The organism is Bacteroidales bacterium (genome assembly GCA_013314715.1).
Lineage (GTDB): Bacteria > Bacteroidota > Bacteroidia > Bacteroidales > GWA2-32-17 > Ch61.
In genome coordinates this window covers 90483-115948 of the sequence record JABUFC010000001.1, presented here as the reverse complement: position 1 = coordinate 115948, position 25466 = coordinate 90483, and the positions used below count along the sequence as shown (strand labels likewise).

General features: G+C 31.8%; 22 protein-coding genes. 15 read left to right on the top strand and 7 right to left on the bottom strand.

All coding sequences use genetic code 11. The features are described 5' to 3' along the window. Positions 1-16: 16 nt before the first annotated feature. Positions 17-2062 carry an HDIG domain-containing protein gene (locus HPY79_00420; protein ID NSW44284.1) on the top strand — a complete coding sequence of 682 codons (2046 nt, stop codon included), beginning with the start codon at positions 17-19 and terminating at the stop codon, positions 2060-2062. A 3-nt stretch (positions 2063-2065) separates the two neighbouring features. Here HPY79_00420 and HPY79_00415 read toward each other — a convergent pair whose 3' ends face one another. From HPY79_00415 to HPY79_00405, 3 genes are read right to left on the bottom strand one after another with little or no spacing between them, the layout of a single operon-like run. Next, complete coding sequence (locus HPY79_00415; protein ID NSW44283.1) at positions 2066-5245, bottom strand: SpoIIE family protein phosphatase; 3180 nt, start codon at positions 5243-5245, stop codon at positions 2066-2068. Positions 5246-5277: 32 nt separating this feature from the next. Beyond that, on the bottom strand, positions 5278-5700 hold the full coding sequence (locus HPY79_00410) for a (4Fe-4S)-binding protein (protein ID NSW44282.1): 423 nt from the start codon (positions 5698-5700) through the stop codon (positions 5278-5280). A 2-nt stretch (positions 5701-5702) separates the two neighbouring features. Then, positions 5703-6263, bottom strand: coding sequence for a nitroreductase family protein (locus HPY79_00405; GenBank protein ID NSW44281.1), 561 nt, complete (start codon positions 6261-6263; stop codon positions 5703-5705). 216 nt (positions 6264-6479) lie between these two features. Between HPY79_00405 and HPY79_00400 the strand changes: the two genes are divergently transcribed. The 13 genes from HPY79_00400 (at position 6480) to HPY79_00340 (ending at position 18587) form a co-directional block, all read left to right on the top strand. Then, the gene (locus tag HPY79_00400) at positions 6480-6866 is read left to right on the top strand and encodes a (2Fe-2S) ferredoxin domain-containing protein (protein ID NSW44280.1); all 387 of its coding nucleotides are present in this window, start codon (positions 6480-6482) and stop codon (positions 6864-6866) included. Then, positions 6866-8347 (top strand): 4Fe-4S binding protein, encoded by a 1482-nt coding sequence (locus HPY79_00395; GenBank protein ID NSW44279.1) that lies wholly within the window; start codon positions 6866-6868, stop codon positions 8345-8347. Before HPY79_00400 ends, HPY79_00395 begins: the two co-directional genes overlap by 1 nt. Before the next feature lie 15 nt (positions 8348-8362). Beyond that, on the top strand, positions 8363-10138 hold the full coding sequence (locus tag HPY79_00390; GenBank protein ID NSW44278.1) for an iron hydrogenase small subunit: 1776 nt from the start codon (positions 8363-8365) through the stop codon (positions 10136-10138). A gap of 11 nt (positions 10139-10149) precedes the next feature. Further along, positions 10150-10626, top strand: coding sequence for an NADH-quinone oxidoreductase subunit NuoE (nuoE, locus tag HPY79_00385; protein ID NSW44277.1), 477 nt, complete (start codon positions 10150-10152; stop codon positions 10624-10626). Positions 10627-10795: 169 nt separating this feature from the next. Beyond that, positions 10796-12745 carry a threonine--tRNA ligase gene (thrS, locus tag HPY79_00380; protein NSW44276.1) on the top strand — a complete coding sequence of 650 codons (1950 nt, stop codon included), beginning with the start codon at positions 10796-10798 and terminating at the stop codon, positions 12743-12745. 20 nt (positions 12746-12765) lie between these two features. Then, on the top strand, positions 12766-13326 hold the full coding sequence (locus HPY79_00375) for a translation initiation factor IF-3 (GenBank protein ID NSW44275.1): 561 nt from the start codon (positions 12766-12768) through the stop codon (positions 13324-13326). Positions 13327-13359: 33 nt separating this feature from the next. Continuing rightward, positions 13360-13557, top strand: a complete 198-nt coding sequence (gene rpmI / locus HPY79_00370) for a 50S ribosomal protein L35 (protein ID NSW44274.1) — start codon at positions 13360-13362, stop codon at positions 13555-13557. Positions 13558-13639: 82 nt separating this feature from the next. Then, positions 13640-13987, top strand: a complete 348-nt coding sequence (gene rplT, locus HPY79_00365; GenBank protein ID NSW44273.1) for a 50S ribosomal protein L20 — start codon at positions 13640-13642, stop codon at positions 13985-13987. Positions 13988-14054: 67 nt separating this feature from the next. Then, a complete protein-coding gene (dapB, locus tag HPY79_00360; GenBank protein ID NSW44272.1) occupies positions 14055-14792 on the top strand; it encodes a 4-hydroxy-tetrahydrodipicolinate reductase in 738 nt (245 codons plus the stop codon). Between the two features lie 3 nt (positions 14793-14795). Then, a complete protein-coding gene (lepB, locus tag HPY79_00355; protein NSW44271.1) occupies positions 14796-16178 on the top strand; it encodes a signal peptidase I in 1383 nt (460 codons plus the stop codon). Next, positions 16172-17218: a signal peptidase I gene (lepB, locus tag HPY79_00350; GenBank protein NSW44270.1), complete on the top strand. Its 1047-nt coding sequence runs from the start codon at positions 16172-16174 to the stop codon at positions 17216-17218. Before lepB (HPY79_00355) ends, lepB (HPY79_00350) begins: the two co-directional genes overlap by 7 nt. Positions 17219-17220: 2 nt before the next feature. Continuing rightward, positions 17221-17985 (top strand): class I SAM-dependent methyltransferase, encoded by a 765-nt coding sequence (locus tag HPY79_00345; protein ID NSW44269.1) that lies wholly within the window; start codon positions 17221-17223, stop codon positions 17983-17985. Then, on the top strand, positions 17982-18587 hold the full coding sequence (locus tag HPY79_00340; protein ID NSW44268.1) for a WbqC family protein: 606 nt from the start codon (positions 17982-17984) through the stop codon (positions 18585-18587). Before HPY79_00345 ends, HPY79_00340 begins: the two co-directional genes overlap by 4 nt. An 11-nt stretch (positions 18588-18598) precedes the next feature. Here the strand turns inward: HPY79_00340 and HPY79_00335 are convergent, their stop codons facing one another. Beyond that, the gene (locus HPY79_00335; protein NSW44267.1) at positions 18599-19378 is read right to left on the bottom strand and encodes a universal stress protein; all 780 of its coding nucleotides are present in this window, start codon (positions 19376-19378) and stop codon (positions 18599-18601) included. Positions 19379-19513: 135 nt separating this feature from the next. Between HPY79_00335 and HPY79_00330 the strand changes: the two genes are divergently transcribed. Continuing rightward, the gene (locus HPY79_00330) at positions 19514-20635 is read left to right on the top strand and encodes a hypothetical protein (protein ID NSW44266.1); all 1122 of its coding nucleotides are present in this window, start codon (positions 19514-19516) and stop codon (positions 20633-20635) included. Here the strand turns inward: HPY79_00330 and HPY79_00325 are convergent. The 3 genes from HPY79_00325 to tgt all read right to left on the bottom strand — a co-directional run bounded on the left by HPY79_00325 (position 20622) and on the right by tgt (position 25465). Beyond that, positions 20622-23066 (bottom strand): phenylalanine--tRNA ligase subunit beta, encoded by a 2445-nt coding sequence (locus HPY79_00325; GenBank protein NSW44265.1) that lies wholly within the window; start codon positions 23064-23066, stop codon positions 20622-20624. The two genes, HPY79_00330 and HPY79_00325, sit on opposite strands and share 14 nt — an antisense overlap. Before the next feature lie 175 nt (positions 23067-23241). Then, positions 23242-24330 (bottom strand): YjgP/YjgQ family permease, encoded by a 1089-nt coding sequence (locus tag HPY79_00320; GenBank protein ID NSW44264.1) that lies wholly within the window; start codon positions 24328-24330, stop codon positions 23242-23244. Positions 24331-24334: 4 nt separating this feature from the next. After that, positions 24335-25465, bottom strand: a complete 1131-nt coding sequence (gene tgt / locus HPY79_00315; protein NSW44263.1) for a tRNA guanosine(34) transglycosylase Tgt — start codon at positions 25463-25465, stop codon at positions 24335-24337. Position 25466: the final 1 nt, after the last annotated feature.

Sequence of the window (25466 nt, the reverse complement as noted above, 5' to 3'; positions counted from 1 at the left end):
ATCATACACAAAATGAATGAAAACCTTTTTTAGTTTTATCATAAGCAACTACAAGCGAGTAGTAATAACTATTTTATTTCTTATTACTATATTTTTAATATTGCTTATTATTCCTCACCAAAGTCGATTTAAATATGAATTCCGTAAAGGAGAACCATGGAAGTATGAAACTTTATACGCTCCCATTGATTTTCCAATATTAAAAACAAAAAACGAAATTGATAAAGAAATTGATAGTATTAAAAACAATTCACCTTTATATTATAGTTATGACACAATTGTTTTTCAAAAAGCACAAAAAACATTACAAAAAGATATTAGTTCATTATTTATAAACGATTCAGCATATAAAGATAAAAATATTTTTATATCGAATGCTTTTGCTCAACTCTTCGAATTGTACTACCATCCTGGAATTATTAACGATAATGATAGTTTATTAAACCCTACCAATAAAATAAGAACTGTTTTTATTCAAACCGATAGTTCAACCGAAGAATTTTTAAATATATCATTTCTTACGAAAGAAAAAGCTAAACAACGTTACATACAATCATTACAAGATAGATATGCCAAAATTCTAAATCAACTAAATATCGATAAATACATAAATCCAAACGTAATATACAACTCTGCCCTAACCAATCAAATTATAAATCAACAAATTGAAAATATAACAAAATCAAAAGGTTTGATTCAAAAGGGTGATTTACTAATAAGCAACGGCGAAATCATATCAAACAAAAAATATATAATATTAGAATCGATGCAACATGAAATTCTAAAAAATACATACAATCCATATTTAATTATTGGACAATTTTTAACAGTTGCATTAGGATTAATTATGATTTTTTTATTTCTTTATCATTTCAGACGCGATATACTATCCCACTTTACCAAAACCTCATTTATACTCTCGCTCATGATTTTATTTATTCTGTTAGCCGAAAAGGTAGCTAGCTGGAAAACTGTTAATATTTATTTAGTGCCCTTTACGCTTCTGCCTATCATTATTCGATCGTTTTATGACTCACGTTTAGCACTATTCATTCATAATATCACAATGTTAATAATAGCTTACTTTTTACCCAATAGTTTTGAGTTTCTTTTTATGCAATTTATGGCAGGAACAGCCTCAATTTTTGTATTAGCAAATGTACGTAGAAGAGGACAGTTGTTTTTAGCAGCTTTTGTAATTTTTATTACATATAGTATCATTTATTTTGGTATTGCTATTGTTCAGGCTGAAAATATAAATCAAATAGACTGGAATACCTTTGCATGGTTTGGCGGTAATGGTTTAATGATTTTATCGGCTTATCCACTCATTTATCTTTTCGAGAAACTATTTGGCTTTATTTCTGATGTTACTTTAATGGAATTATCAGACACGAATCAACCTTTGTTACGACTTTTAGCCGAAAAAGCGCCAGGCACCTTTCAACACTCATTACAGGTTGCCAATTTAGCTGAAGAAGTAATCTTAAAAATTGGTGGAAATTCTTTACTCGTGAGAGCAGGTGCCTTATATCACGATATTGGTAAAATTTATTTACCACAGTACTTTACTGAGAATCAACATCATATTCCAAATCCTCATAAAGATTTACAAATGGATAAAAGTATTGAAATCATAGCTGGACATGTTAATTATGGAGTTGAATTTGCAAAAAAATACAAACTCCCAAAAGTTATTATCGATTTTATTGAAACACATCACGGAACATCAACAATGCTTTACTTCTATAGAACATATAAACTTGAACATCCTGGCGAAGTTATTAACCAAGATTCTTTTAAATATAAAGGAAAAATACCTTCAACTAAAGAAACAGCAGTAGTTATGTTAGCCGATTCGGTCGAAGCTGCTTCACATAGTTTAAAAGATTTCAGCGATGAATCGTTGGAAAAAACAATAAATGCAATAATTGAAAATAAACTGAATGAACATCAACTCGACAATGCACCTATTACTTTACAAGAACTCAGTATAACAAAGGAAATATTTAAGAAACGTCTTCGCAATATATACCATTCACGGATTACTTATCCTGAATAAAAGCTATACTATTCGAATACCAATAACAATATGATCATCTATTTGTTCTATCGCTCCTCGCCATTGAAGAATTTCATTTTCTAAGAGTTTAGCTTGATCATTCATCGGTAAATGATGTATAGACAATAAAAAATCTTTAAAGCGTTTATACATGTATTTTTTTCCATTAGGTCCACCAAATTGGTCGGCAAAACCATCAGAAAAAATATAAAGCACATCGTTTTTGACAACATTTATTTCTATTCTTGAAAACGATTCTTTCACTCTTTCATATAACCCTACCGGCATTTTATCGGGTTTATATTCAATTAATTCATTATTTCTAATCAAATAAAGCGGATTATTAGCACCTGAAAATTCAAGTATCTGATTTTTATAATCGTAAGCAATTAAAGCAATGTCCATACCATCTCTTGTAGCAGTGTCTTTTCCTTCCTGATTAAGTGCTTGTATTATGCCATTTCTGAGTTCATTTAAAACTAAATCAGTATGGTTAATTTCTGGTTTAGTAATAATTTCGTTTAATAAGCTTGACCCTAACATACTCATAAAGGCACCAGGAACACCATGCCCCGTACAGTCAGCCGCTGCAACAATTAAAATACTAGCTTGTTTAATATTTCTAATAAAATAAAAATCGCCACTTACAATATCTTTAGGTTTAAAATAAACCCCTAATTCAACGCCTGCATTTGTTGCCGCTTCTATTGATGGTAAAATAGAGTCCTGTATTCTTTTTGCATAATAAATACTATCGGTAATATCTTTATTTTTTTGTTCAATAACTTTATTTTTCTCTTCAATTTCGTTTTTTTGTTTAACAATTTCGGCCGTTCGTTCTTCTACAATCTTTTCCAATCTTATTTTATCTGCTTCGAGTTTACGAGTATATAATTTAATAATAATAACTATTAAGAAAATGCCTACAATTAAATAAGAAATGTATGCCCAAATAGTTCTATACCATGGAGGTCTTATTTCAAATTTATATTCAAACACATTGCTTTCTTGTAAATAAATATTGCGAGCCTTAACTTTAAACACGTATTCTCCTTCAGGAATATTGGTATAAATAGCTTTTGTTTCATGGCTCCAGATCGACCATTGCTCATCAAAACCTTCTAAAATATACGAATACTCATTTTGTTTTTCATTAACAAAATAGGGACAAGCAAACGAAAACATTAAATTATTATGTTTATATGCTAATACTAATTTATTTTGACTTATACCATTATATCCACCAAATATAACAGAATCAATTGAATTTATCTTTACTTGTCGTAAAACACATATAGGCTTTTTAAACGGGAAGGGTGTATTAGGATTATATGAAAATACCCCCTCACTCGAAGCAACCCAACATATCCCATTCGGTTCTGTATAGAGCGAATATATGGTCATTTCTGGCAATTTTTTAAAACTAATTGAATCAATAAGATATTCATTATAATGAGGTTTTAACAAAAATAAACGATTATCAATATTTAGCCATACTTGATTATTATAACCAGAAGTGGCAAAAATAACTTTACGTTTATTTTCAGTAATCTTATGACCAAATTTATAATATGGCAAAAACTTTTGCTTTATTTGATCATAATAATAAATACCAAATAATGTAGCAAAAAGTATTTCTTTGTTTACTTTAAAAATATAAACATCATTTAATGTAGGTAAGCCATCTTTAGTTGTATAATGTTTTAAAATTCCATTATTCACATTAAAGGAATATACACCATTATTAGTTGAGCCGAACCAACACGCCCCCTCATTATCTTCAACAATTGAATTAATGAAAATTTTTAATTCCTTAATTTTATTAAATTCCCATTGTTTATTTTTAAGCTGGGCAACGACCAAACCATTTTGTGTGCCTAAATAAACAATATCTTTATTTGCCGATTGCAGAACACTTTCAACTATTACATCTTTTAATAAAAGTTTAAATTTCCCATCATTAAATTCAAACAAACCTTTTTCAGTTCCAACCCATAAAACTTCGTTATTATTTTCAGATATAATTGATAAACTTGAAGTTATATAATTTCCTATATCGTTAATTTTAATGAATCTTGAATAATTATTTTCTAAAATTTGCTTATATAAACCATTATCGGTAGCAACATATAATACACCATTAAAACGTTTAATATTGTATATTATTCCCTTTAAACCACTTTTTACATCAAATCGGTTAAACGGATTTAATTCAATTTTACTAACTCCACCCAACGAAGTAATCCAAAGCGTTTGATCGTTAGGATTATATAAAACAGAACTTATGGAATTATGAAGTAAGCCAATAGAATCACTTATTGTTTGAATAAAATTAAGCTTTGAGTTGGTAATAGCTAAACCACTTTTTATGGTTCCCCAAAAAAATAATTCTTCGCTTTCTGATATAGCATAAGGAAACGATTTTAATAAAAAATTATTAACAAAATTGTTATCTTCTATAAGTTTTAATTCACTTTTTTGTGGGTCGAAAAAATAAAAACGATCGCCAGTACTAATAAATATTTTGTCTTTTTTAATCTTAAACATCAAATAAACAAAAGACTCCTTAAGACTTTCAACATTTTTAATTTTTTCAATTTTATTATTTTTTCCTAATGTTAATAAACCATAGTCAGCATTTGAAATATAAAATTTTCCATCAATATAAAATGTAAATAAAGAATTCTCTGGCAATTTTATAGAAATTTTTTTACCCTTACTAAATACATAAATGTATTTTGAGGAGCAAAAATATACTTCTTGCTTCTTTGTTACGTATATTTGCCTAAAGGTTTGAACATTTAAAATGGAATCATTTATATCCGAGGCTAACGATTGATAAAATAACTCACCACGTTTATTAGGTAATAAACAACCAAAATCGCCCTCTGAACCAACATAAACAATACCATTAGAATCTGTAGCTAAAGCATATATAATCTTGTTTTTTATCGTTTTTATTTTATTCCATGTAACACCGTCATATTCTAATATATCACCAGAAGTATTACCAATATATATAATTCCATTTTTATTTAAAGCAACCGACCAATTTTCGTTTGACGATTTATAATCACTTGATATATAATTTGTTAAAAAAGGATAACCATATTTGTTTACTTGTGAACACAGCGTAAATGAAATATTAAACAAAAAAATAGTATATATCAGTTTCAAATTCATACTCCGAATTTGGTGTAAAGCTATAAAATTATTTATAATTTATGACTCCCATCACAAAAAGGCATTCTATTAGATTTTCCACACCTACATAACGATATTTTATCTTCTGAAGCAACAGCCTCATTATCTTCATTTATTAATAAAAAATTACCAGATACTCGAATAGGACCGTTTTTTACAATGGTAATAGTTGTTTTTTCTATTTCGTTGCTCACTTCATTTTTAATTTCTTTTTCTTCACCATTTTTAAACCATGTTAATGCTTTGGTTGGACATCGGTCAACTACTTTCTTTATTTCTTCAGAAGAAGCTGCGTCCATTTTAATCCATGGTCGCGAAAAAGTATCAAATACTTTGGGCAATTCTCTGATACATACAGCCGAGTGATCGCATAAATGAGGTTTCCATACAACCGTTATTTCACCATTCGTATATTTTTTTACTAACTTTTCCATATTTATAGCGGTTTATTAAAAATTATTTCATCTAAATTTTTACGAATTCTTTTCTTATCTGTTTCAATATTTCTGATTTCTTGTGGTAAAAGTTCTAAACTACCTTGATAACCGATCGCAATAATACTAATACAATCCATCGATTCTGGTAAATTTAACTCTTTCGACAATTTATCTCTATCAAATCCACCCATAATATGTGCACTTATACCTAAATGCATTGCCTGAATAATTAAATTTTGAGTCGAAAGTCCACAATCATACCATGCAGTTAAATTTAATTGCTGATTATGCTCATAGTATTTTTGACATGTAACAGCAACTAAAACCGGTGCCAAACTTGCCCACTTTTGATTAAATTCAGTCATTGTTTCCAATATTTTATTGAAAAACACTTCATTCTCAAATTTATCTGCTACAAAATACCTCCAAGGTTGACTATTAAACGCACTCGGAGCCCATTGTGCTGCTTCAAAAATTAAATTAAGATGTTCTTTTTGAATAGGTTTGGGCAAAAATGAACGTGGACTTTGCCTTTCTCTTATTTCAAATAATAGTTCCATTTTTTTTCACAAATTAAATCAAAAAATTGAACAATAAAAATGGCAAACAAATTAAACATGTTTTACAACATATTTTAATAATACAAATATATATTAAACTAATTATCATACATTTGCATAATTCTGTTATTTTATTAACAATGTTATTTTACTAACATTTGTCATTGTTTGACTAAATAAAACAATATTATCTTTGCAAATAAAAATAACTATCATATGGAACGAATAAACAACATAAGTAATTTTAATGAGCTTAGAAAAAAAATTCAAACTAATAAAATTAATTTGAACAAAGAAAAGCCCATCATAGTTAGAATTGCAATGGCTACATGTGGTTTAGCATCGGGTGCAGGGAATATTAAAGAATATTTTGAAAAAGAGCTTGCAAAAAGAAATATTAATGCACAAATAGTATCAACCGGTTGTATGGGGTATTGTTATGCTGAACCCACAGTCGAAATTATTAAAAATGGTGATAATGGAATAATATTCGGATTTGTCGACCAAAAAAAAGTAGATGAAATTATCGAAAATTATATTATCAATAATAAACCAGTAGAAGGTGTCATCGAAAAAAATTATATAAATGTAAACAATTTATAATGATTATAAATATGAACAATAAAGTTAAACAATTAAGAATAGCATTAAGAAATTGTGGCATAATTGACCCACAAAATATTGAAGAATATATTGCCCATGATGGTTATATGGCTTTAGCCAAAGTACTAACTGAACTCGATCCACAAACTACCATTGATATCATTAAAAAATCTGGCTTACGAGGACGTGGAGGTGGAGGTTTCCCAACTGGTTTAAAATGGGAAATTACACGTAAATCAGAAGCAAAACAAAAATATGTAGTATGCAATGCTGACGAAGGCGACCCCGGTGCATTTATGGACCGTTCCATTCTTGAAGGCGACCCACATTCGGTTATTGAAGCTATGGCAATAGCAGGCTATGCGATTGGTGCTTCCAAGGGGCTTGTATATATAAGAGCCGAATATCCACTTGCAATTGAAAGATTAAAAATAGCTATTAATCAAGCACGCGAATATGGATTTTTAGGCGAAAATATTTTTGGAACCAACTTTAATTTTGATATTGAACTTCGCTATGGTGCGGGTGCTTTTGTTTGTGGCGAAGAAACCGCTTTAATCCACTCTATGGAAGGTCTTAGAGGCGAACCCACATTTAAGCCCCCATTCCCTTCAGTTGCCGGATATAAAGGAATGCCTACCAACGTAAATAATGTTGAAACGTTTGCTAATATTCCTGTAATAATAAACAAAGGCGCTGAATGGTTCGCATCCATCGGAACTGAAAAAAGTAAAGGCACAAAAGTTTTTGCATTAGCAGGTAAAATTAATAATGTAGGACTTATAGAAGTCCCTATGGGAGTTACCTTACGCGAAGTAATTTTTGAAATCGGTGGAGGTATTAAAAATGGCAAAAAATTCAAAGCAGTTCAAACTGGTGGACCTTCAGGAGGTTGTTTAACAGAAAAACATTTAGATACTCCTATTGAATACGATACACTTTTAGAAGCCGGTTCCATGATGGGTTCGGGTGGTATGATTGTAATGGACGAAGACGATTGCATGGTTTCGGTAGCTAAATTTTATCTCGATTTTACAGTCGAAGAAAGCTGCGGTAAATGTTCTCCCTGTAGAATTGGAAATAAACGACTCTCAGAATTATTAGATAAAATAGTTAAAGGCGAAGGTACCTTAGAAGATTTAGAACTATTGAGAAACTTAAGCAACGTGATTAAAGACACCTCATTGTGTGGCTTAGGACAAACATCACCTAACCCCGTATTATCTACTTTAGACAACTTCAATGACGAATATTTAGAACATGTAACTGTTCATAAATGCAGAGCTGGACAATGTAAAAGCATGGTTCATTATTATATCAATCCCGATAACTGTGTTGGCTGTACAGCATGTGCTCGCAATTGCCCTGTTAATGCCATTAAAGGCGAACGCAAGCAAATTCATGAAATCAACCAAGATATTTGTATCAAATGTGGAGCATGCCTCGAAAAATGCAAATTCAATGCTGTTTATGTTAAATAATTAAGAACAAAAAATATGGAACAGATTAAAGTTAAAATAGATGGTAAAGAAATAGCTGTTGAAAAAGGACTTACTATTCTTGAAGCAGCTAAAAAAGCCAATATCAATATTCCTACTTTATGCTACATGAAGTTGGACGATTTTAATATCGAAAACAAACCCGGTGGTTGTCGTATTTGTGTTGTTGAAGTTAAAGGAAGAAAAAACTTAGCACCTGCTTGTGCTACCGAGTGCAACGATGGAATGGAAATTCAAACAAGCAACATTCGTGTATTAAATGCACGAAAAACTGTAATGGAACTTATTTTATCTGATCACCCATTCGATTGTCTCGTTTGTGCAAAAAATGGCAAATGCGATTTACAAAAAATGGCTCAAGACCTTGGAATTCGCGAAATACACTATAAAGGCGAACAATCTACATATCGCAAAGACACTTCACCCTCCATTATTCGCGATGTAGATAAATGTATCATGTGCCGTCGATGCGAAACAATGTGCAATACAGTGCAAACGGTAGGAGCTCTTAGTGCAGTAAACAGAGGATTTATGGCAGTAGTAGCACCCGCATTTGAGCAAGATTTAGTAAAAAGCACATGTACTTATTGCGGTCAATGCGTTGCAGTCTGCCCAACCGGTGCATTAACAGAAGTTGACGATACCAATAAAGTTATCAGAGCTTTGGCTAATCCCGAAAAAGTGGTCGTTGTTCAAACAGCACCAGCAGTTCGAGCTGCCCTCGGCGAAGAATTTGGACTCGAACCTGGCACACTCGTTACCGGTAAACTTGTAGCTGCATTGAAGCGTTTAGGATTTGATTATGTTTTCGATACCGATTTTGCTGCCGACCTTACCATTATGGAAGAAGGAGCTGAATTGCTCGATCGCCTAACACGTTACTTAAATGGCGATAAATCGGTTCGACTCCCTATCCTTACTTCTTGCTGTCCAGCATGGGTCAATTTCTTCGAAGAATATTATCCCGATTTGTTAGATGTTCCATCATCGGCAAAGTCACCACAACAAATGTTTGGGGCCATTGCTAAATCATACTTCGCTCAAAAACTTGGTATTGATAGAGAAAAAATGGTCGTTGTTTCAATTATGCCTTGTTTAGCTAAAAAATATGAATGTCAACGCGATGAATTCAAAGTTAATGGGAATCCCGATGTTGATTATGCTCTATCAACTCGAGAGTTGGCAGCTCTTATCAAACAATCGAACATTAATTTCCTCGAATTGCCTGACGAAGAATTTGATTTACCCTTAGGTGAATCAACCGGTGCCGGTGTTATTTTTGGTAATACGGGTGGCGTTATCGAAGCAGCCTGCCGCACAGCTTACGAACTACATACCGGAAAAAAACTCGACAAAATAGAATTCTCACAGTTGAGAGGCTTAGAAAACCTTCGCATTGCCGATGTTGATTTTAATGGACTTACATTAAAAATAGGCATTGCTCATGGATTAGGAAATGCTCGTAAACTACTCGACCAAGTTCGCAACGGTAGCATACAATTGCACGCTATCGAAGTAATGGCTTGTCCCGGTGGATGTATTGGCGGCGGTGGTCAACCTTATCATCATGGTAAAATGGATGTGATACAAAAACGTGCAAAAGCTATTTATCAAGAAGATGCTAATAAACCAATTCGCAAATCACACGAAAACCCAGCCATCATAGAACTTTATGAAAAATTTCTGGGTAAACCTTTAAGCGAAAAATCACATCATCTTTTACACACTCATTATTTTTCAAAAGCGAACGAAATCATTATAAACGAAGAATAAAATTTACAACTATGGTAAGCATTAAAATATCAGAATCGAAAATAAAAAAGATTCAAGAAATCTGCAAAAAGTTCAACAACGATGAAGGCGAACTTATCAATATCTTACATAATGTTCAAGGAGAATTTGGCTATCTACCAGCCGAAGTTCAAGAAATAATTGCCAAAGAACTAAAAATATCAGTAGCAAAAATTTATGGTATTGTTACATTCTACTCCTTTTTTACCATGACTCCCAAAGGTGAGCACCCCATTTCCATTTGCCTTGGAACAGCATGTTATGTTCGCGGTGCTGAAAAAGTACTTGACGAATTCAAAAAACAATTGAATATTAAAGTTGGAGAAAGTACTGCCGATGGTAAATTTTCGCTCAACTGCTTACGTTGTGTCGGTGCTTGTGGACTTGCTCCAGTCGTTATGATTGGCGAAAAAACATACGGACGGGTTGCACCCGAACAAGTTAAAGAAATTCTTGAAGAATATAAATAAAACGTTCTTTAAATTTCGTTTCATGGTTTCTTGATTAAAAACGGCTGTCATTTTGATGGCCGTTTTTCGTTATAAACAACCCCTTTTAAAGAATTCACCTTAATGTAAATATGGTATTTATACATAATATTAAATTATTTTGTACCTTTGCACTCCAAATTTTTTAATTATGATAAAAATAACACTACCCGACCAAAGGGTTTTGGAGTTTGACAAAGGAGTTACAGGGCTCGATATTGCTAAATCACTTAGCCGTAGTTTAGCTGAAGATGCATTGGCGATTACTGTTAATAATGAATTATGGGACTTAACTCGCCCTATTGAAACCGATGCTACAATAAAAATTCACACATGGAACGACGAAGAAGGCAAACATGCCTTTTGGCATAGCTCAGCTCACCTTATGGCCGAAGCAATAGAACAACTATATCCCAACACCAAATTTGGTATTGGACCTGCCATTGAACAAGGTTTTTATTACGATGTCGAATTTCCCGAAGGTGTAGTTATTACCGATGCCGATTTACCAAAAATAGAAGCCAAGATGAAAGAATTGGCTCAACACAAAGAAAATATTGTACGTAAAAATATTTCAAAACAAGAAGCACTCGACTTTTTTAACAAAAAAAACGATTACTTAAAAACTGAACTTATTTCAGAACTCGAAGATGGTACCATAAGCATATACCAACAAGGTAATTTTACAGACCTTTGTCGTGGACCACACTTACCTAACACCGGATACATTAAAGCCATAAAGATAATGAGCTTAGCTGGTGCATATTGGCGTGGCGACGAGAAACGCAAACAACTCACCCGTATTTATGGAATTAGTTTTCCAAAACAAAAAATGCTCGACGAATATATAGCTATGCTCGAAGAAGCTAAAAAACGCGACCATCGAAAAATTGGTAAAGAGCTCGAACTATTTATGTTTTCGCAATCAGTTGGTAGTGGTTTGCCTATTTGGCTTCCTAAAGGTGCTGCTCTACGCGAACGACTAGAACAATTTTTAAAGAAAATTCAAAAAAAATACGGATATCAACAAGTAATTACTCCTCACATTGGACAAAAAGAACTTTATGTTACCAGTGGTCATTATGCAAAATATGGCAAAGATTCTTTCCAACCCATACATACACCACAAGAAGGCGAAGAATTTCTTTTAAAACCAATGAATTGCCCTCATCATTGCGAGATATACAAAAACAAACCACGCTCATACAAAGACTTACCTCTTCGCTTAGCCGAATTTGGAACGGTGTATCGTTACGAACAAAGTGGCGAACTACATGGTCTTACTCGCGTTAGAGGATTTACACAAGATGATGCTCATATTTTCTGTCGCCCTGACCAATTAAAAGACGAATTCGTTAAAGTTATCGATATTGTTTTATACATTTTTAAAACATTAAACTTCGATAAATTTACTGCTCAAATATCACTGAGGGACCCTAATAACAAAGAAAAATATATTGGTTCTGACGAAAATTGGCACAAAGCCGAACAAGCTATTATAGAAGCAGCAAAAGAACGCGGTTTAGAAACTACGGTTGAGATAGGCGAAGCAGCTTTCTATGGTCCTAAGCTTGACTTCATGGTTAAAGATGCTATCGGAAGAAAATGGCAACTTGGTACCATTCAAGTAGACTACAATCTACCCGAACGTTTCGATTTAGAATACACCGGTGAAGATAATCAAAAACACCGCCCTATTATGATACATCGAGCCCCATTTGGTTCTATGGAACGATTTGTAGCAGTTTTAATTGAACATACTGCAGGAAAATTTCCATTATGGCTCACTCCAGAACAAGCTGTAATACTACCTATAAGCGAAAAATTCAACAATTATGCAAAAAAAGTTGAAAATTTGCTAAATAATTACGATATTCGCACCCTCGTTGACGATAGAAACGAAAAAATAGGCAAAAAGATACGCGACAATGAATTAAAGCGTATTCCATTTATGCTAATAGTTGGAGAAAAAGAAGAAGAAACAGAAACTATTTCTGTTCGAAAACAAGGCGAAGGCGACAAAGGCTCCATGACTGTTGCAGATTTTGCCCATTTTATTCAATCAGAAATCAACGAAACATTAAAAGAAATAAATGAATAAAAAGGAGGTTTAATTTTTAAATGCAAAATAGACAACACATGCATAACAAAAAAGATGAATTAGAATATCAGTATTCAATTAACGAGCAAATAAAAGCCAAGATGGTTCGCTTAGTTGGCGACAACATTCCTAACCCTGGTATCGTATCAATTCAAGAAGCACTTAAGCTTGCTCAAGAAATGGAACTTGATTTAATTGAAATATCGCCCAATGCCCAACCTCCTGTTTGTAAGATACTTGATTTTCAAAAATTTTTATATCAACAAAAAAAGAAACAAAAAGAAATTAAAGCCAAAACAGCCAAAGTTGTAGTTAAAGAAATTCGTTTTGGACCTAACACCGACGACCACGATTATAACTTTAAGCTCAAACATGCTATTAATTTTTTACAAGAAGGGAATAAAGTAAAAGCATTCGTTTTTTTTAAGGGACGTTCTATTCTTTATGCAGACCAAGGTAAAGAAATACTTGACCGGTTTGTTAAAGACTTAGAAGAATATGGTAAACTCGAACAAGAACCTAAACTTGAAGGTAAACGAATGATTTTAATGATAAGCCCCTTACCAAAAAAGAAAAATTAACTTAATGTCAAACCAAATAAAGAGGAAAAGGCAATGCCAAAAGTAAAAACCAATTCCGGTGCAAAAAAAAGATTTAAAATATCGGGTACCGGTAAAATCAGAAGAAAACATGCTTATAAAAGCCACATTCTTACCAAGAAATCGAAAAAAAGAAAAAGAAATCTTGGTTACTTTGCAGATGTAGAACCTGCAAGATTAGAAAGTACAAAGCTTTTATTAGGCATGAAATAAGTAATTTAATGTTTAACCGAATGTTTTAGCCCGAAAGATTAGTGTAATAACTAACGCTAAACATTCACAAAAAAAATGTGTTATGCCACGTTCAGTAAATTCAGTAGCTTCAAGAGCTAGAAGAAAGAAAATTTTAAAAAGAACCAAAGGAAGTTTTTTGTCACGCAAAAATGTTTGGACTGTTGCAAAAAACTCATGGGAAAAAGGTCAAACTTATGCTTATCGCGATCGTCGCAAAAAGAAAATTGAATTTAGAGCATTGTGGATTCAACGTATTAATGCAGCTGCTCGCGAACACGGAATGTCGTATTCCGAATTTATGGGTGCCATTCATAAACATGGTATCGAACTCAATCGAAAAGCATTAGCAGATTTAGCTATGAATAATCCTAGTGCTTTTGCAGAAATTGTAAAAACTGTTAAAAAGTAATTTTTTTTATCAAAATTTTATAAAGGGAAGCCGATATGCTTCCCTTTTTTATATTTTTACAACAAAAATGAAAATCGCTATTATTGGATATGGAAAAATGGGCAAGGAAATTGAACGCCTTGCAAATTCTAATCAAATAGAAGTAACCAAAATTATAGACATTCAAAATCATCAAGATATATTTCAATTAAAAAAAATACATACTGACGTAGCTATAGAATTTACACAACCAACTTCGGCTATCGATAACATAAAAATATGTTTTGAACAAAATATTCCTATTGTTTGTGGTACTACAGGCTGGTATGAACATATGCCAACTATAAAACAATGGCAAAAAAAATATAATGGCACCTTATTTTATGCCTCCAATTTTAGCATCGGGGTCAATCTTTATATGAAAATAATCGAATATTCAACAAAGCTCATGAATCAATTTATTGGACAATATCATATTTACATAGAAGAAACGCATCATACTCAAAAAAAAGATAGTCCAAGTGGCACAGCACTCACACTATCAAATATAGTCATGAACCAAATGAAACAATTTAATAAAATTGAAAATTATTTAAACCAAGATGTACAAAACCATTCTTTGTCTCATACTTTACCTATTTATTCATACCGAAAAGATTCTGTAATAGGAGAACATAAACTAACATTTGAAAGCGACGTTGACAGCATAACCCTTACTCACAATGCTAAAAACAGAACCGGTTTTGCTTTGGGAGCCATAAAGGCAGCAGAATATTTAATAAATCAACCAGCAGGAATTTATACTATGAACAATTTAATAAAATAATATATGAAGAAATTAAAAGCATTTTTAAAAAACAAATGGGTTCGTTTTGGTTTTGCAACCACCATTTTTATTTTATGGGTAATATGGATTGGAAATTACTGGTTATTATTAGGGTTACCTATTTTTTATGATATATACATCTCTAAAAAAGTTAATTGGACCTTTTGGAAAAAACGTGGTAAAAAACCATCAAAACTTGTAGAATGGATTGATGCAATCATATTTGCAGTAGTAGCAGCTACACTTATTAGAACATTTTTTATCGAAGCCTTTACTATTCCAACATCATCAATGGAAAAAACATTATTGGTCGGCGATTATCTTTTTGTGAGCAAAGTTAGCTATGGACCAAGAATTCCTAACACCCCACTTTCTTTTCCTTTTGTACATCATACTATGCCGTTTAGCGAAACTGCAAAATCTTTTGTAGAATGGGTTCAATGGCCATATAAACGCCTTGCTGGTTTCGGAAAAGTAGAACGCAACGATATGGTTGTTTTTAACTTTCCCGAAGGCGATACCGTTGCACTAAAACGCCAAGCCGAAAGTTATTACGATCTTTGCCGCCGTTATGGAAGAAATAGGGTTTGGAACGATAAACTCAATTTCGGCGATATTATTTATCGACCTGTCGATAAAAAAGAAAATTACATTAAACGTTGTGTTGCTATTCCAGGCGATAAAATTGAAATTAGGCATACACAAGTATACATTAACGATAAAAAGCAAGAACATTTTAAAAACATGCAATACAATTATGAAATCGTTACGAATGGCATTCCACTAAATACAAGAAACTTAGAACGTTTAGGCATTTCTCAAGAAGATATTCAATTTGGTTTAATGAACCAATACCCTATATACGATTCTCTTACAAAAACATCAACTATTCATTACTACATTCCCCTAACCGAAGAAAAAGCTCAAACTATTCGTGCTTATCCCAATGTGCTATCGGTTAAAATTGCTGAAATTACCGAGCGTGAAGATGTTTTTCCACAAGATAGCACCATTAGCTACAACCGCGATAATTTTGGACCTATATATGTCCCAGCTAAAGGACAAACTATGGAAATAAACCTAAAAAACTTACCTGTTTACAGAAGAGCAATTGAAGTGTATGAAAAAAATAAGCTAGAAGTAAAAGACGGAAAAATTTACATCAACGGCAAAGAGACTCATACTTATACCTTTAAAATGGATTACTACTTTATGATGGGCGACAACAGACATAATTCTCAAGATAGTCGTTTTTGGGGGTTTGTTCCCGAAGATCATATTGTTGGTAAACCCGTATTCATTTGGCTTTCCTTAGATAAGGACAAATCGTTTCCAAGAAATATTCGATGGAATCGCATGTTTAGAATGGTTAGTAAATCATGGTAAAAAAAAACAAGTTTAAAAAAATTTTATCAAATAGCTGGGTAAAAGCCTTTTTGATTGCGGTTTTAATAGTATGGCTTACTAAAACTTTTTTAATAGAACTTACTATTGTTCGCGATCAAAAAATGGAAAATACACTTTTTAAAGGCGATGTTGTTATTATTAACAAACTCTGTCCAGGGCCACGAATGCCTATTACGCTTATAAGCCTTCCATTTTTTGGCAATCAATTTCCTTTTACTACAACCCCTTCATATTTAAATTGGATTGAATTACCTTATCTTCGTATTAATATTAAAAACATTCAACGTAATGATATTATTGCATTCAATTATCCAATAGAAAATGACCCACCCATTGACAAAAAAACGGTTTTACTAAAACGATGTATTGGTTTGCCTGGCGATACTATTAATATACACGACAAAAAAATTTTTGTTAATAATAGTTTATTTCCTGATAAACCAACTTTCAAATATCGTTATCGAATAAGCTCTAACGAACCTTTAGACTCAACATTTTTCAATAGGTATAGAATTAAAGAATATTATTATATTGCTAAACCAAATATATATGATGTTTACATTTCTAATGTAACTGCCGATTCTATCGCTAAAGATAGCAATGTTAAAAAAGTTCAGTTATTAAAAATATTAAACATGCCTAAATTTACAAAAATATTCCCCTATAGCCCAAATTTCTCATGGAGCTTAGATTATTTTGGAACTCTTATTATTCCCCAAAAGGGGAAAATTGTAAAATTAGATGCTAAAAATATATATTTTTACAAGGACATTATTGAAAAGTACGAACAAAACAGTTTTAGTATTGAAAATGACACCAACTTTATTATAAATGGAATAATTACTAAACAATATCAGTTTAAATATAACTATTATTTTGTTTTAGACGATAATCGCGACCTTCCTAAAGACAGTCGTTATTGGGGTTTTCTACCCGAAACTCATATCATAGGCAAAGCAACTATTATTCTTTTTAATTTAGATAGCGAATCAAATAGAAGTTTAAAAAAAATTGAATAAACATGAAGAAATTAATAAAATTTGTTGTTAAACACATACCACGCCCTTATCTTATTAAACTCAGTAAATTATTTAGTATCATTGTACGTCCTTTTTATATTGGTAATCGTCATCAATGTACAATTTGCGGAAAAAGATTCAGAAAATTTTTGCCCTATGGTAACAAAGGAGCTGATAACCGGCTTTGTCCTTACTGTTTAAGTTTAGAACGTCATCGCTTATTGTGGTTATATTTGCAACAAAATACTCAACTATTTACAAAAAATCTTAGTATGTTGCATATTGCACCCGAACAACCCTTTATAAATCGTTTTAAAAAATTAAAAAATCTTAATTATACCACTGCCGACTTAGAGTCGCCGATTGCAGACGTTAAAATGGATATACGCCATATGCCGTTCAACGATAATAGCTTTGATGTGCTCATGTGTAACCATGTTTTAGAACATATTGACGACGATATAAAAGCAATGAAAGAAATTTACAGAGTATTAAAATCAGGTGGCATTGCTATTTTACAAGTTCCCATCGATCGTAATAGAAATAATACATTCGAAGACGAAACCATAACCGATAGGGCAACACGCGAAAAAATATTTGGTCAGTACGATCACGTTAGAGTTTATGGGTTAGACTATGCCCAAAGACTTCGAAGTGTTGGCTTTAGTGTAGATGAAAATTGGTTTGTTAAAAAATTTTCGGATCAAGAAATTAATTATTACCGTTTAGACCCCAACGAAGCTATTTATATTGCATACAAACCATGAAACCGTGTGTTTTAATTAGTGGTTACTACGCCCCAACTTCTTATTTTTCATGTATCAAAGAAGCCTCAGAAGTGCTCATTGAATTACAAGAAAATTACCAACGACAAACGATTCGCAATCGCTGTCATATATTAACTGCTAATGGAATACAAATTCTATCTATTCCTATTGTCCATTCTACCGATAAAAAATTAATAAATATTCGGATCGACTACTCTACCCCATGGGTTTCTAAACACATTCAAGCTATAAGGTCTGCCTATGGCAAAACTCCTTTTTTCTTATACTTCTTTGATGATCTCATTTCGCCACTTTCGCAAAAATACGAGTACTTATGGCAGTTAAACGATGCCATCATGCAAACTTGTTTAAAAAAATTAAAAATTGAAAAAAAAATAAAGTTTACAGAATACTATATTCATTCATACGAAAACGCAAACGATTATAGAAATTTGTTTTCAAAGAAAAAATTTCCTTACATAAACAACTACCAAGCCAAGACATATTTTCAAGCATTCAACGATCGCTATCCATTTTCTGCTGAACTTAGTATTTTAGATTTGATATTTAATACCGGATACGAAGCAAGAAATTACTTATAAAGAAAAACCAATTAATATTTTCCTGGCAACAACATAGTATTAGTTGCAGGATTAATACACATTACAGGTATCTTTAATCCAAACTTTGTAGCTTTTAGAATAAACTTCTTGAAATCGTATGACATAATGAAAATTAAATCGGCCGAAATTTCTTTTGCAAAATCGTAAATGGCATCATTAAATTTATCTCCACGTTTAGCTGTTCGAACCCCATAAATAACTTCTTTGTCATCCAGTACTTTTTTAATAAAGTACATATTCTTTTTCATTTTTTCGTTACGAGCATTGCTTTCGATATAAGGCTTAATAATATTGATATTGCATTCAAAATATTTGGATAGTAATATTACCCAGTTTAATTGAACTCTAGCTTTTTCATTGTAATCAAAAGGAACTACTATATCTTTTATTTTATCATTAATGGGAGGGGCTTGAACCAAATAAAATGGGATATTAGAGCCAATAATTGTTTTTAAAGCTCTTTTGGGGTTATGCAACCCCATTATGATAATCAAAGCATTTATTTCAATGGCTGTAGTTTTAATTCCTTTAAAAATATCGCCTTTACGTACAATAGGAATTGTTTTTTGTCCGTATTTAGCTTCCATTGTTTTTGCCCAATCTTCAATTCGAACAGTAGCCTCTGTACGTTCACGATCTTTTTTTATTATATGCAATAATACAATTTCGCGTTTTATATACTTTGATAATATTAAAGCATGTTGAAAAGCAAATTCAGCTTTATCTGTAAAATCTACAGGAATTAAAATAGACTTACTTGGAATTTCCATAGTTTATATGTTGAAAATTTATGCGAATTTATTAACAATTTTTTATTTAGACGAAAAAAATTGTAAAATGTTGCTTTAATTTTAATTTTTTTAGCATTTTTATAAGATAAAGTCTATTTTTGCTAAAAAATAACTATGCGATTATTTTTAATATTAATCACTATATGTTTTACATTTTATAGTTTTGCCCAATCTAATTTTGGAGTAGATAGTAGTGAATTTATTTTTTTTGAACATACCCCTAAACAACAATTATCAATTGATTTAAATAGTAATTTGTTTCTTAGAAACAACGAATATTTTAATAACCTATACGATGGTATTACATTTATTGGTGCTAATTTTAACCCTCGCTTGCACTATTCTTTTCACTCACAGATCAATTTGTCATTAGGTTGGTATTTGCGTCTATTTAATGGACAAAACAATAATTATTTTAATCAAATTTGGTATCGTTTGCAATATCAATTTAATAAGAAATTAACATTGTTAATGGGTAATATTATAGGTTATGAACAACATCATCTTATTGAACCCATTTTATCTAACGATTTTCGATATCTTAATGAGCCCGAAAAAGGAATCCAATTTCTTTATAATTCAAATCAGTCTCACATTGATTTATGGATAAATTGGCAAAAATTTATTCTTCCAAACGATCGTTTTAAAGAAGAATTTTTATTAGGTAATACATCAAAAATAAACTTAATCCGATTAAATAAATCGAAGCTCAAAACATCGACCAATTTTTTAGCCAAACATAAAGGTGGACAGGTAGATCAACTTGGACTACCTATGCAAACCTTTTTCAATTGGTCGATTGGTTTAAATTATGTTTATTCTTCTCAATTAGAGAAAGAACTTGGCGTAGAAAGTCACTATGTTCAATTTAATGATGCATCAGATCATTTACTACTACAATACAAAGATGGCTTTGGAATTTTAAATTGGATAACATATAAAAACAAAATTATTGACATAGCATTGGGTTATTGGCATGGCGAATATTATTATTCACCAGTTGGGGAACCATTATTTCAATCGCTATCAAAAAAATATGTGGCCTATAACGAGGCTTTTAAGCAACTAGTATTATTTAAATTTCAGTATAAGCAACAAATCATAAAAACAGCCCCCCTCTACTTACGATTTGAAAGTTATTATGACCCCGATAGAGGTTATTTTGATTTTTCGTATAGCTTACTTATAAACATAAGCGAGCGTAGAACCATTTTAAAGGCTACTACATTCGAATAATAGCTCCTACTTCTTTTTCGTAAGCTTTCATTAATTTATTCATAGTAGCATGAATTTCTTCGTCAGATAATGTTTTTTCGGACGATTGCAATATAAAGCTTAATGCATACGATTTTTTGCCTTGTTCAATATTCTTACCTTCGTAAACATCGAATAAATTTACTTCTTTCAATAAGTTACCGCAAGATTGAAAGGCTATATTACGTAATTTTTCATATGACACAGACTTATCAAGCAACATGGCTAAATCTCTTCGAACTGCCGGAAATTTTGGCAAATCACTGAAAACAATGTTTTTTTGATGGGCTAAAGTCAGTAATGTTTCCCAGTTAAATTCTGCATAATACACATCTTGCTTAATATCAAAAGTATTTAAAACAGAGATATGCAATTTTCCAAAACTTACTAATAAATTATTGTTATTAAAATAATTTAGACCATATGTATATATTTCAGACTGTATTGTATTTTGATGTGTAACTGTTATATTCATTCGTTTTAGAATGCTTTCTATCCAACGTTTTAGATAAAAGAATGTTGTTTCTTCTTGTTTAACATTCCATGCTTGTGGTTCTTTAAAACCCGTTATAAATAAAGCCATTTTTAGTTCTTCAATATAATTAGAAACTTCGGTATCTTTTGATTTTTCGGGCAAAAAATAACATTTACCGAATTCAAACATACGAATATCGGTCATTTGTCTATTTAAATTGTAAGATACCGATTCTAACCCTGAATACAAAAGGGTTTGACGCATAACTCCCAAATCCTGACTTAATGGGTTCAATAATTGTACGCATTGTTCGAGCTTATAAGTTGGATTATTCTTGTAGTAGGATATCTTTGTAAGCGAATTAGTCATTATTTCATAAAAACCATTATGAACAAGTAAATCAGCAATGGCATTATACCACTTTTCGCTCCAAATTGGATTAGAATAATTTAAGTTAGAATTTAATTTATCAGAAATTTCTACTTCGTTAAAACCATAAATTCTAAGAATATCTTCTACAACATCTATTGGACGAGTAACATCTACACGATATGTAGGAATATCTAGTAAAAGGCTTTTTTCTTTTTCAGCAACAATTTTTATTTCAAGCGAACGAATAATTTCTTTAATCGTTTCTTTGGGCAATTGTTTTCCAATAATATCATCTACAAAAGCATATTCTAGCTCAATTGTAGCATCGGCAATTTTTTTTGGGTAAACATCTTGAATTTCGGAAGCAACATAGCCACCGGCAACTTGCTTTATAAGTTGAACTGCACGTTTTAAGGCATAAACAGTTATATTAGGATCGGCCCCTCGTTCAAACCTAAACGAACTATCGGTAGATAAACCATGACGACGAGCTGTTTTACGAACATAAACAGGATTAAAATATGCACTTTCAATAAATACTGACGTTGTATTATTGCTAACTCCGCTATACAGTCCACCAAATACACCCGCAATACACATAGGCTCTTCAACATTACAAATCATTAAATCATCTGCCGACAACTTACGTTCTACGCCATCTAATGTAATAAAAGGAGTGCCTTCCGCATAGGTCTTAACCATTACTTTATGACCTTTTATTTTTTCATAATCGAATGCATGCAAAGGATGACCTAATTCGTGGAGAACATAATTGGTAATATCTACAATATTATTAATAGGTCTAAGTCCAATAGCTTTTAACGCATTTTGCAACCATTCGGGCGATGGTTTAACTTCAATATTATTTATTACAACTCCACTATATCGAGGACAAGCTTCTATGTTTTCGATTATCACTTCGATAGGCAGATCGTTACTATCTACCTTAAAATCAGAAACATCTGGTTTTTCGAGTACTACAGGCGAATGGTGTTGTAAGTATGCCGCTAAATCGCGTGCTACTCCATAGTGCGAAGCAGCATCAATTCTATTTGGGGTTAAACCTATTTCAAATATTACATCGGTATATACGTTAAAAATAGTATTTAAGGGTGTTCCCGGTGTTAATTCGTCTGGTAATACCAGAATTCCAGCATGCGAATCGCCTAATCCAATTTCGTCTTCGGCGCATATCATACCCTCAGATTTTACACCACGAAGCATAGCTTCTTTTATGGTAAATGATTCGTTCCCCTTATATAATGTAGTTCCAACCAAAGCGACAGGCACCTTTTGACCTTTTGCCACATTTGGAGCCCCACAAACAATGTTTAAATGGACTCCATTACCAACATCAACTTTTGTTACTGACAACTTATCGGCATTTGGATGTTTCTCGCATTCGAGTACATGACCAACTACAATTCCTTGAAGTGCACCACGGATATTTTCATATTTTTCAATTGCTTCTACTTCAAGTCCAATAGAAGTTAAAATGTCTGATATTTGCTGAGGTGATAAATCACAATGAATATAATTTTTAAGCCAATTGTATGAAATTTTCATATGTATTTTTATTTAATTCTTAAAAAAGGGAAAAAATAGTATTAGTAAAAATATTTTCATAACTAAGTTCAACAACAGCCATTTTTTTTGCAAAGATATTCAATTTTAATATTAATATTATTTATAGCTATACTTAATTTAAGCTTTACAAGAAAGGTTATTTCACAAACATTCATTATTTACGAACTTTTGAATATAAAAAAATTGCCACAAATGTGAATATAATAGTAGGTAAGCTAACACCTAACCATGCAGGAAATGAGCCGCCTATAGCCATATAGGTAGAAACCTGCATAAATAAAATATATGTAAAACTAAGTGCTAAACCTAATCCAAGGTGCATACCAATACCTCCTCTTACTTTTCTAGAAGACACGGAAACAGCAATCAATGTTAAAACAAAAATACTCAATGGGTTAATAAAACGCTTTAATTGAGCTACCTCATATTCTACAATACGTTCATCGCCTTCTAAACGTTTTTGTGCAATAAATTCTTTAAGTCGAAAATAATTCATGGCTTCAACAGACTCAACACGACGTTTAAATTCCTCTGGTTTTAAATTAATGGATGTATCAATGGTGGCATGATGGTATACCATTTCTTTGTTGGCTAAATATTTACGTTCGTAACAATTAAACAATCTCCATTTATGCTTTATTGTATCCCATTGAGCATAATCGGTAAATATTTTTGAAACTAAACTTTTATTTTCAAAACGTTCCATTGAAAAGCGATATGCAATATCATTTTCAACAGCATAATTCTCTAAATAAATAAAAACACCCGGTTCTATTTGACGATGAATATTAATTTCATTGTTATGATAAGGATTACGAATGTATCGTTCTTCGAAATCTAATTTGTTTTTAGTGGCATATGGAATCCATAAATTAGCTGAAATTAGAGTAAAAAGTGCTATAATTAATGCAGATAAAAAATAAGGGTACATCAATCTTCTAAAACTTATCCCACTGCTAAGCATAGCAATAATTTCAGATTGTTGTGCAAGTTTTGAAGTAAAGAAAATAACTGCAATAAAAACAAACAAAGGTGTAAATAAATTTACAAAATATGGAATAAAATTTAAATAATAATCGAACATAATAGCCTTAAAAGGGGCATGTTTATCGAGAAAATCGTCTAAATGTTCGGAGAAATCGAATACTATTGAAATAGAAATAATAATAATAATGGCATAAATAAACGTTCCTAAAAACTTTCTAATTATATAGCGGTCGAGCCGTGTTGTTAATTTTATCATATTGTTATAAACGTCTGCTAATTTTAGGTAAAATTTGTGTTTTCCAACTATAAAAAGTTTGCTCCATAATATTTTTTCGAGCTTGTTTTACGAGCCAAAGGTAAAAATTTAAATTGTGAATACTTGCAATAATGGGTCCTAACATTTCGTCGCTAACAAACAAATGTCGTAGATAAGCTTTTGAATATCGAATATCTATATTCAGTTCTGAATGGGTATCAATGGGCGAAAAATCTTTTTCCCATTTTTTATTTTTAATATTAATGATTCCCTCCGAAGTAAATAACATTCCATTGCGTCCATTGCGGGTGGGCATTACACAATCGAACATATCTATTCCTCTCGAAATTCCCTCAATTATATTGGCAGGGGTGCCGACTCCCATTAAGTAGCGTGGTTTTGTTTCGGGAATTATTGGTATAATGTGTTCTATCATTTCGTACATCATTTCGGTGGGTTCGCCTACCGATAAACCTCCAATAGCCACACCCAAACTATCGTATTGCAATACTTCTTCGGTACTTTGTTTTCGCAAATCGCTAAAAACACTTCCTTGAATAATTGGGAAATAAGCTTGCTCATTACCATATAAGGGTTCTGTATCGGTAAAATGCTTCCATCCTCTTTTTAGCCATTGATGCGTAATCTCCATACTTTTTTTTGCATATTCATAGGTACACGGATAAGGTGTGCATTCGTCTAATGCCATCATTATATCGCTACCTATAATACGTTGAGTATCTACTACATTCTCGGGAGTAAACAAATGTTTCGACCCATCGATATGCGATTGAAAATAGACACCTTCAGGTTTTATTTTACGTCGTTCGGCTAACGAAAAAACCTGATAACCTCCGCTATCAGTTAAAACTGGCTTATTCCACGACATAAATTTATGAATACCTCCGGCCTGCTTTAGAATCTCTGTGCCAGGTCGTAAAAAAACATGATAAGTATTGGCTAAAATAATTTTTGCTTGTATATCTTGTTCTAATGTTTGATGCAAAACTCCTTTTACACTACCTACCGTACCTACCGGCATAAAAATAGGTGTTTCTATTATGCCATGCGAAGTTTCTAAAATTCCTGCTCTTGCATTTGTTTTTGTATCTTTTTTCAACAATTCAAATTTCATA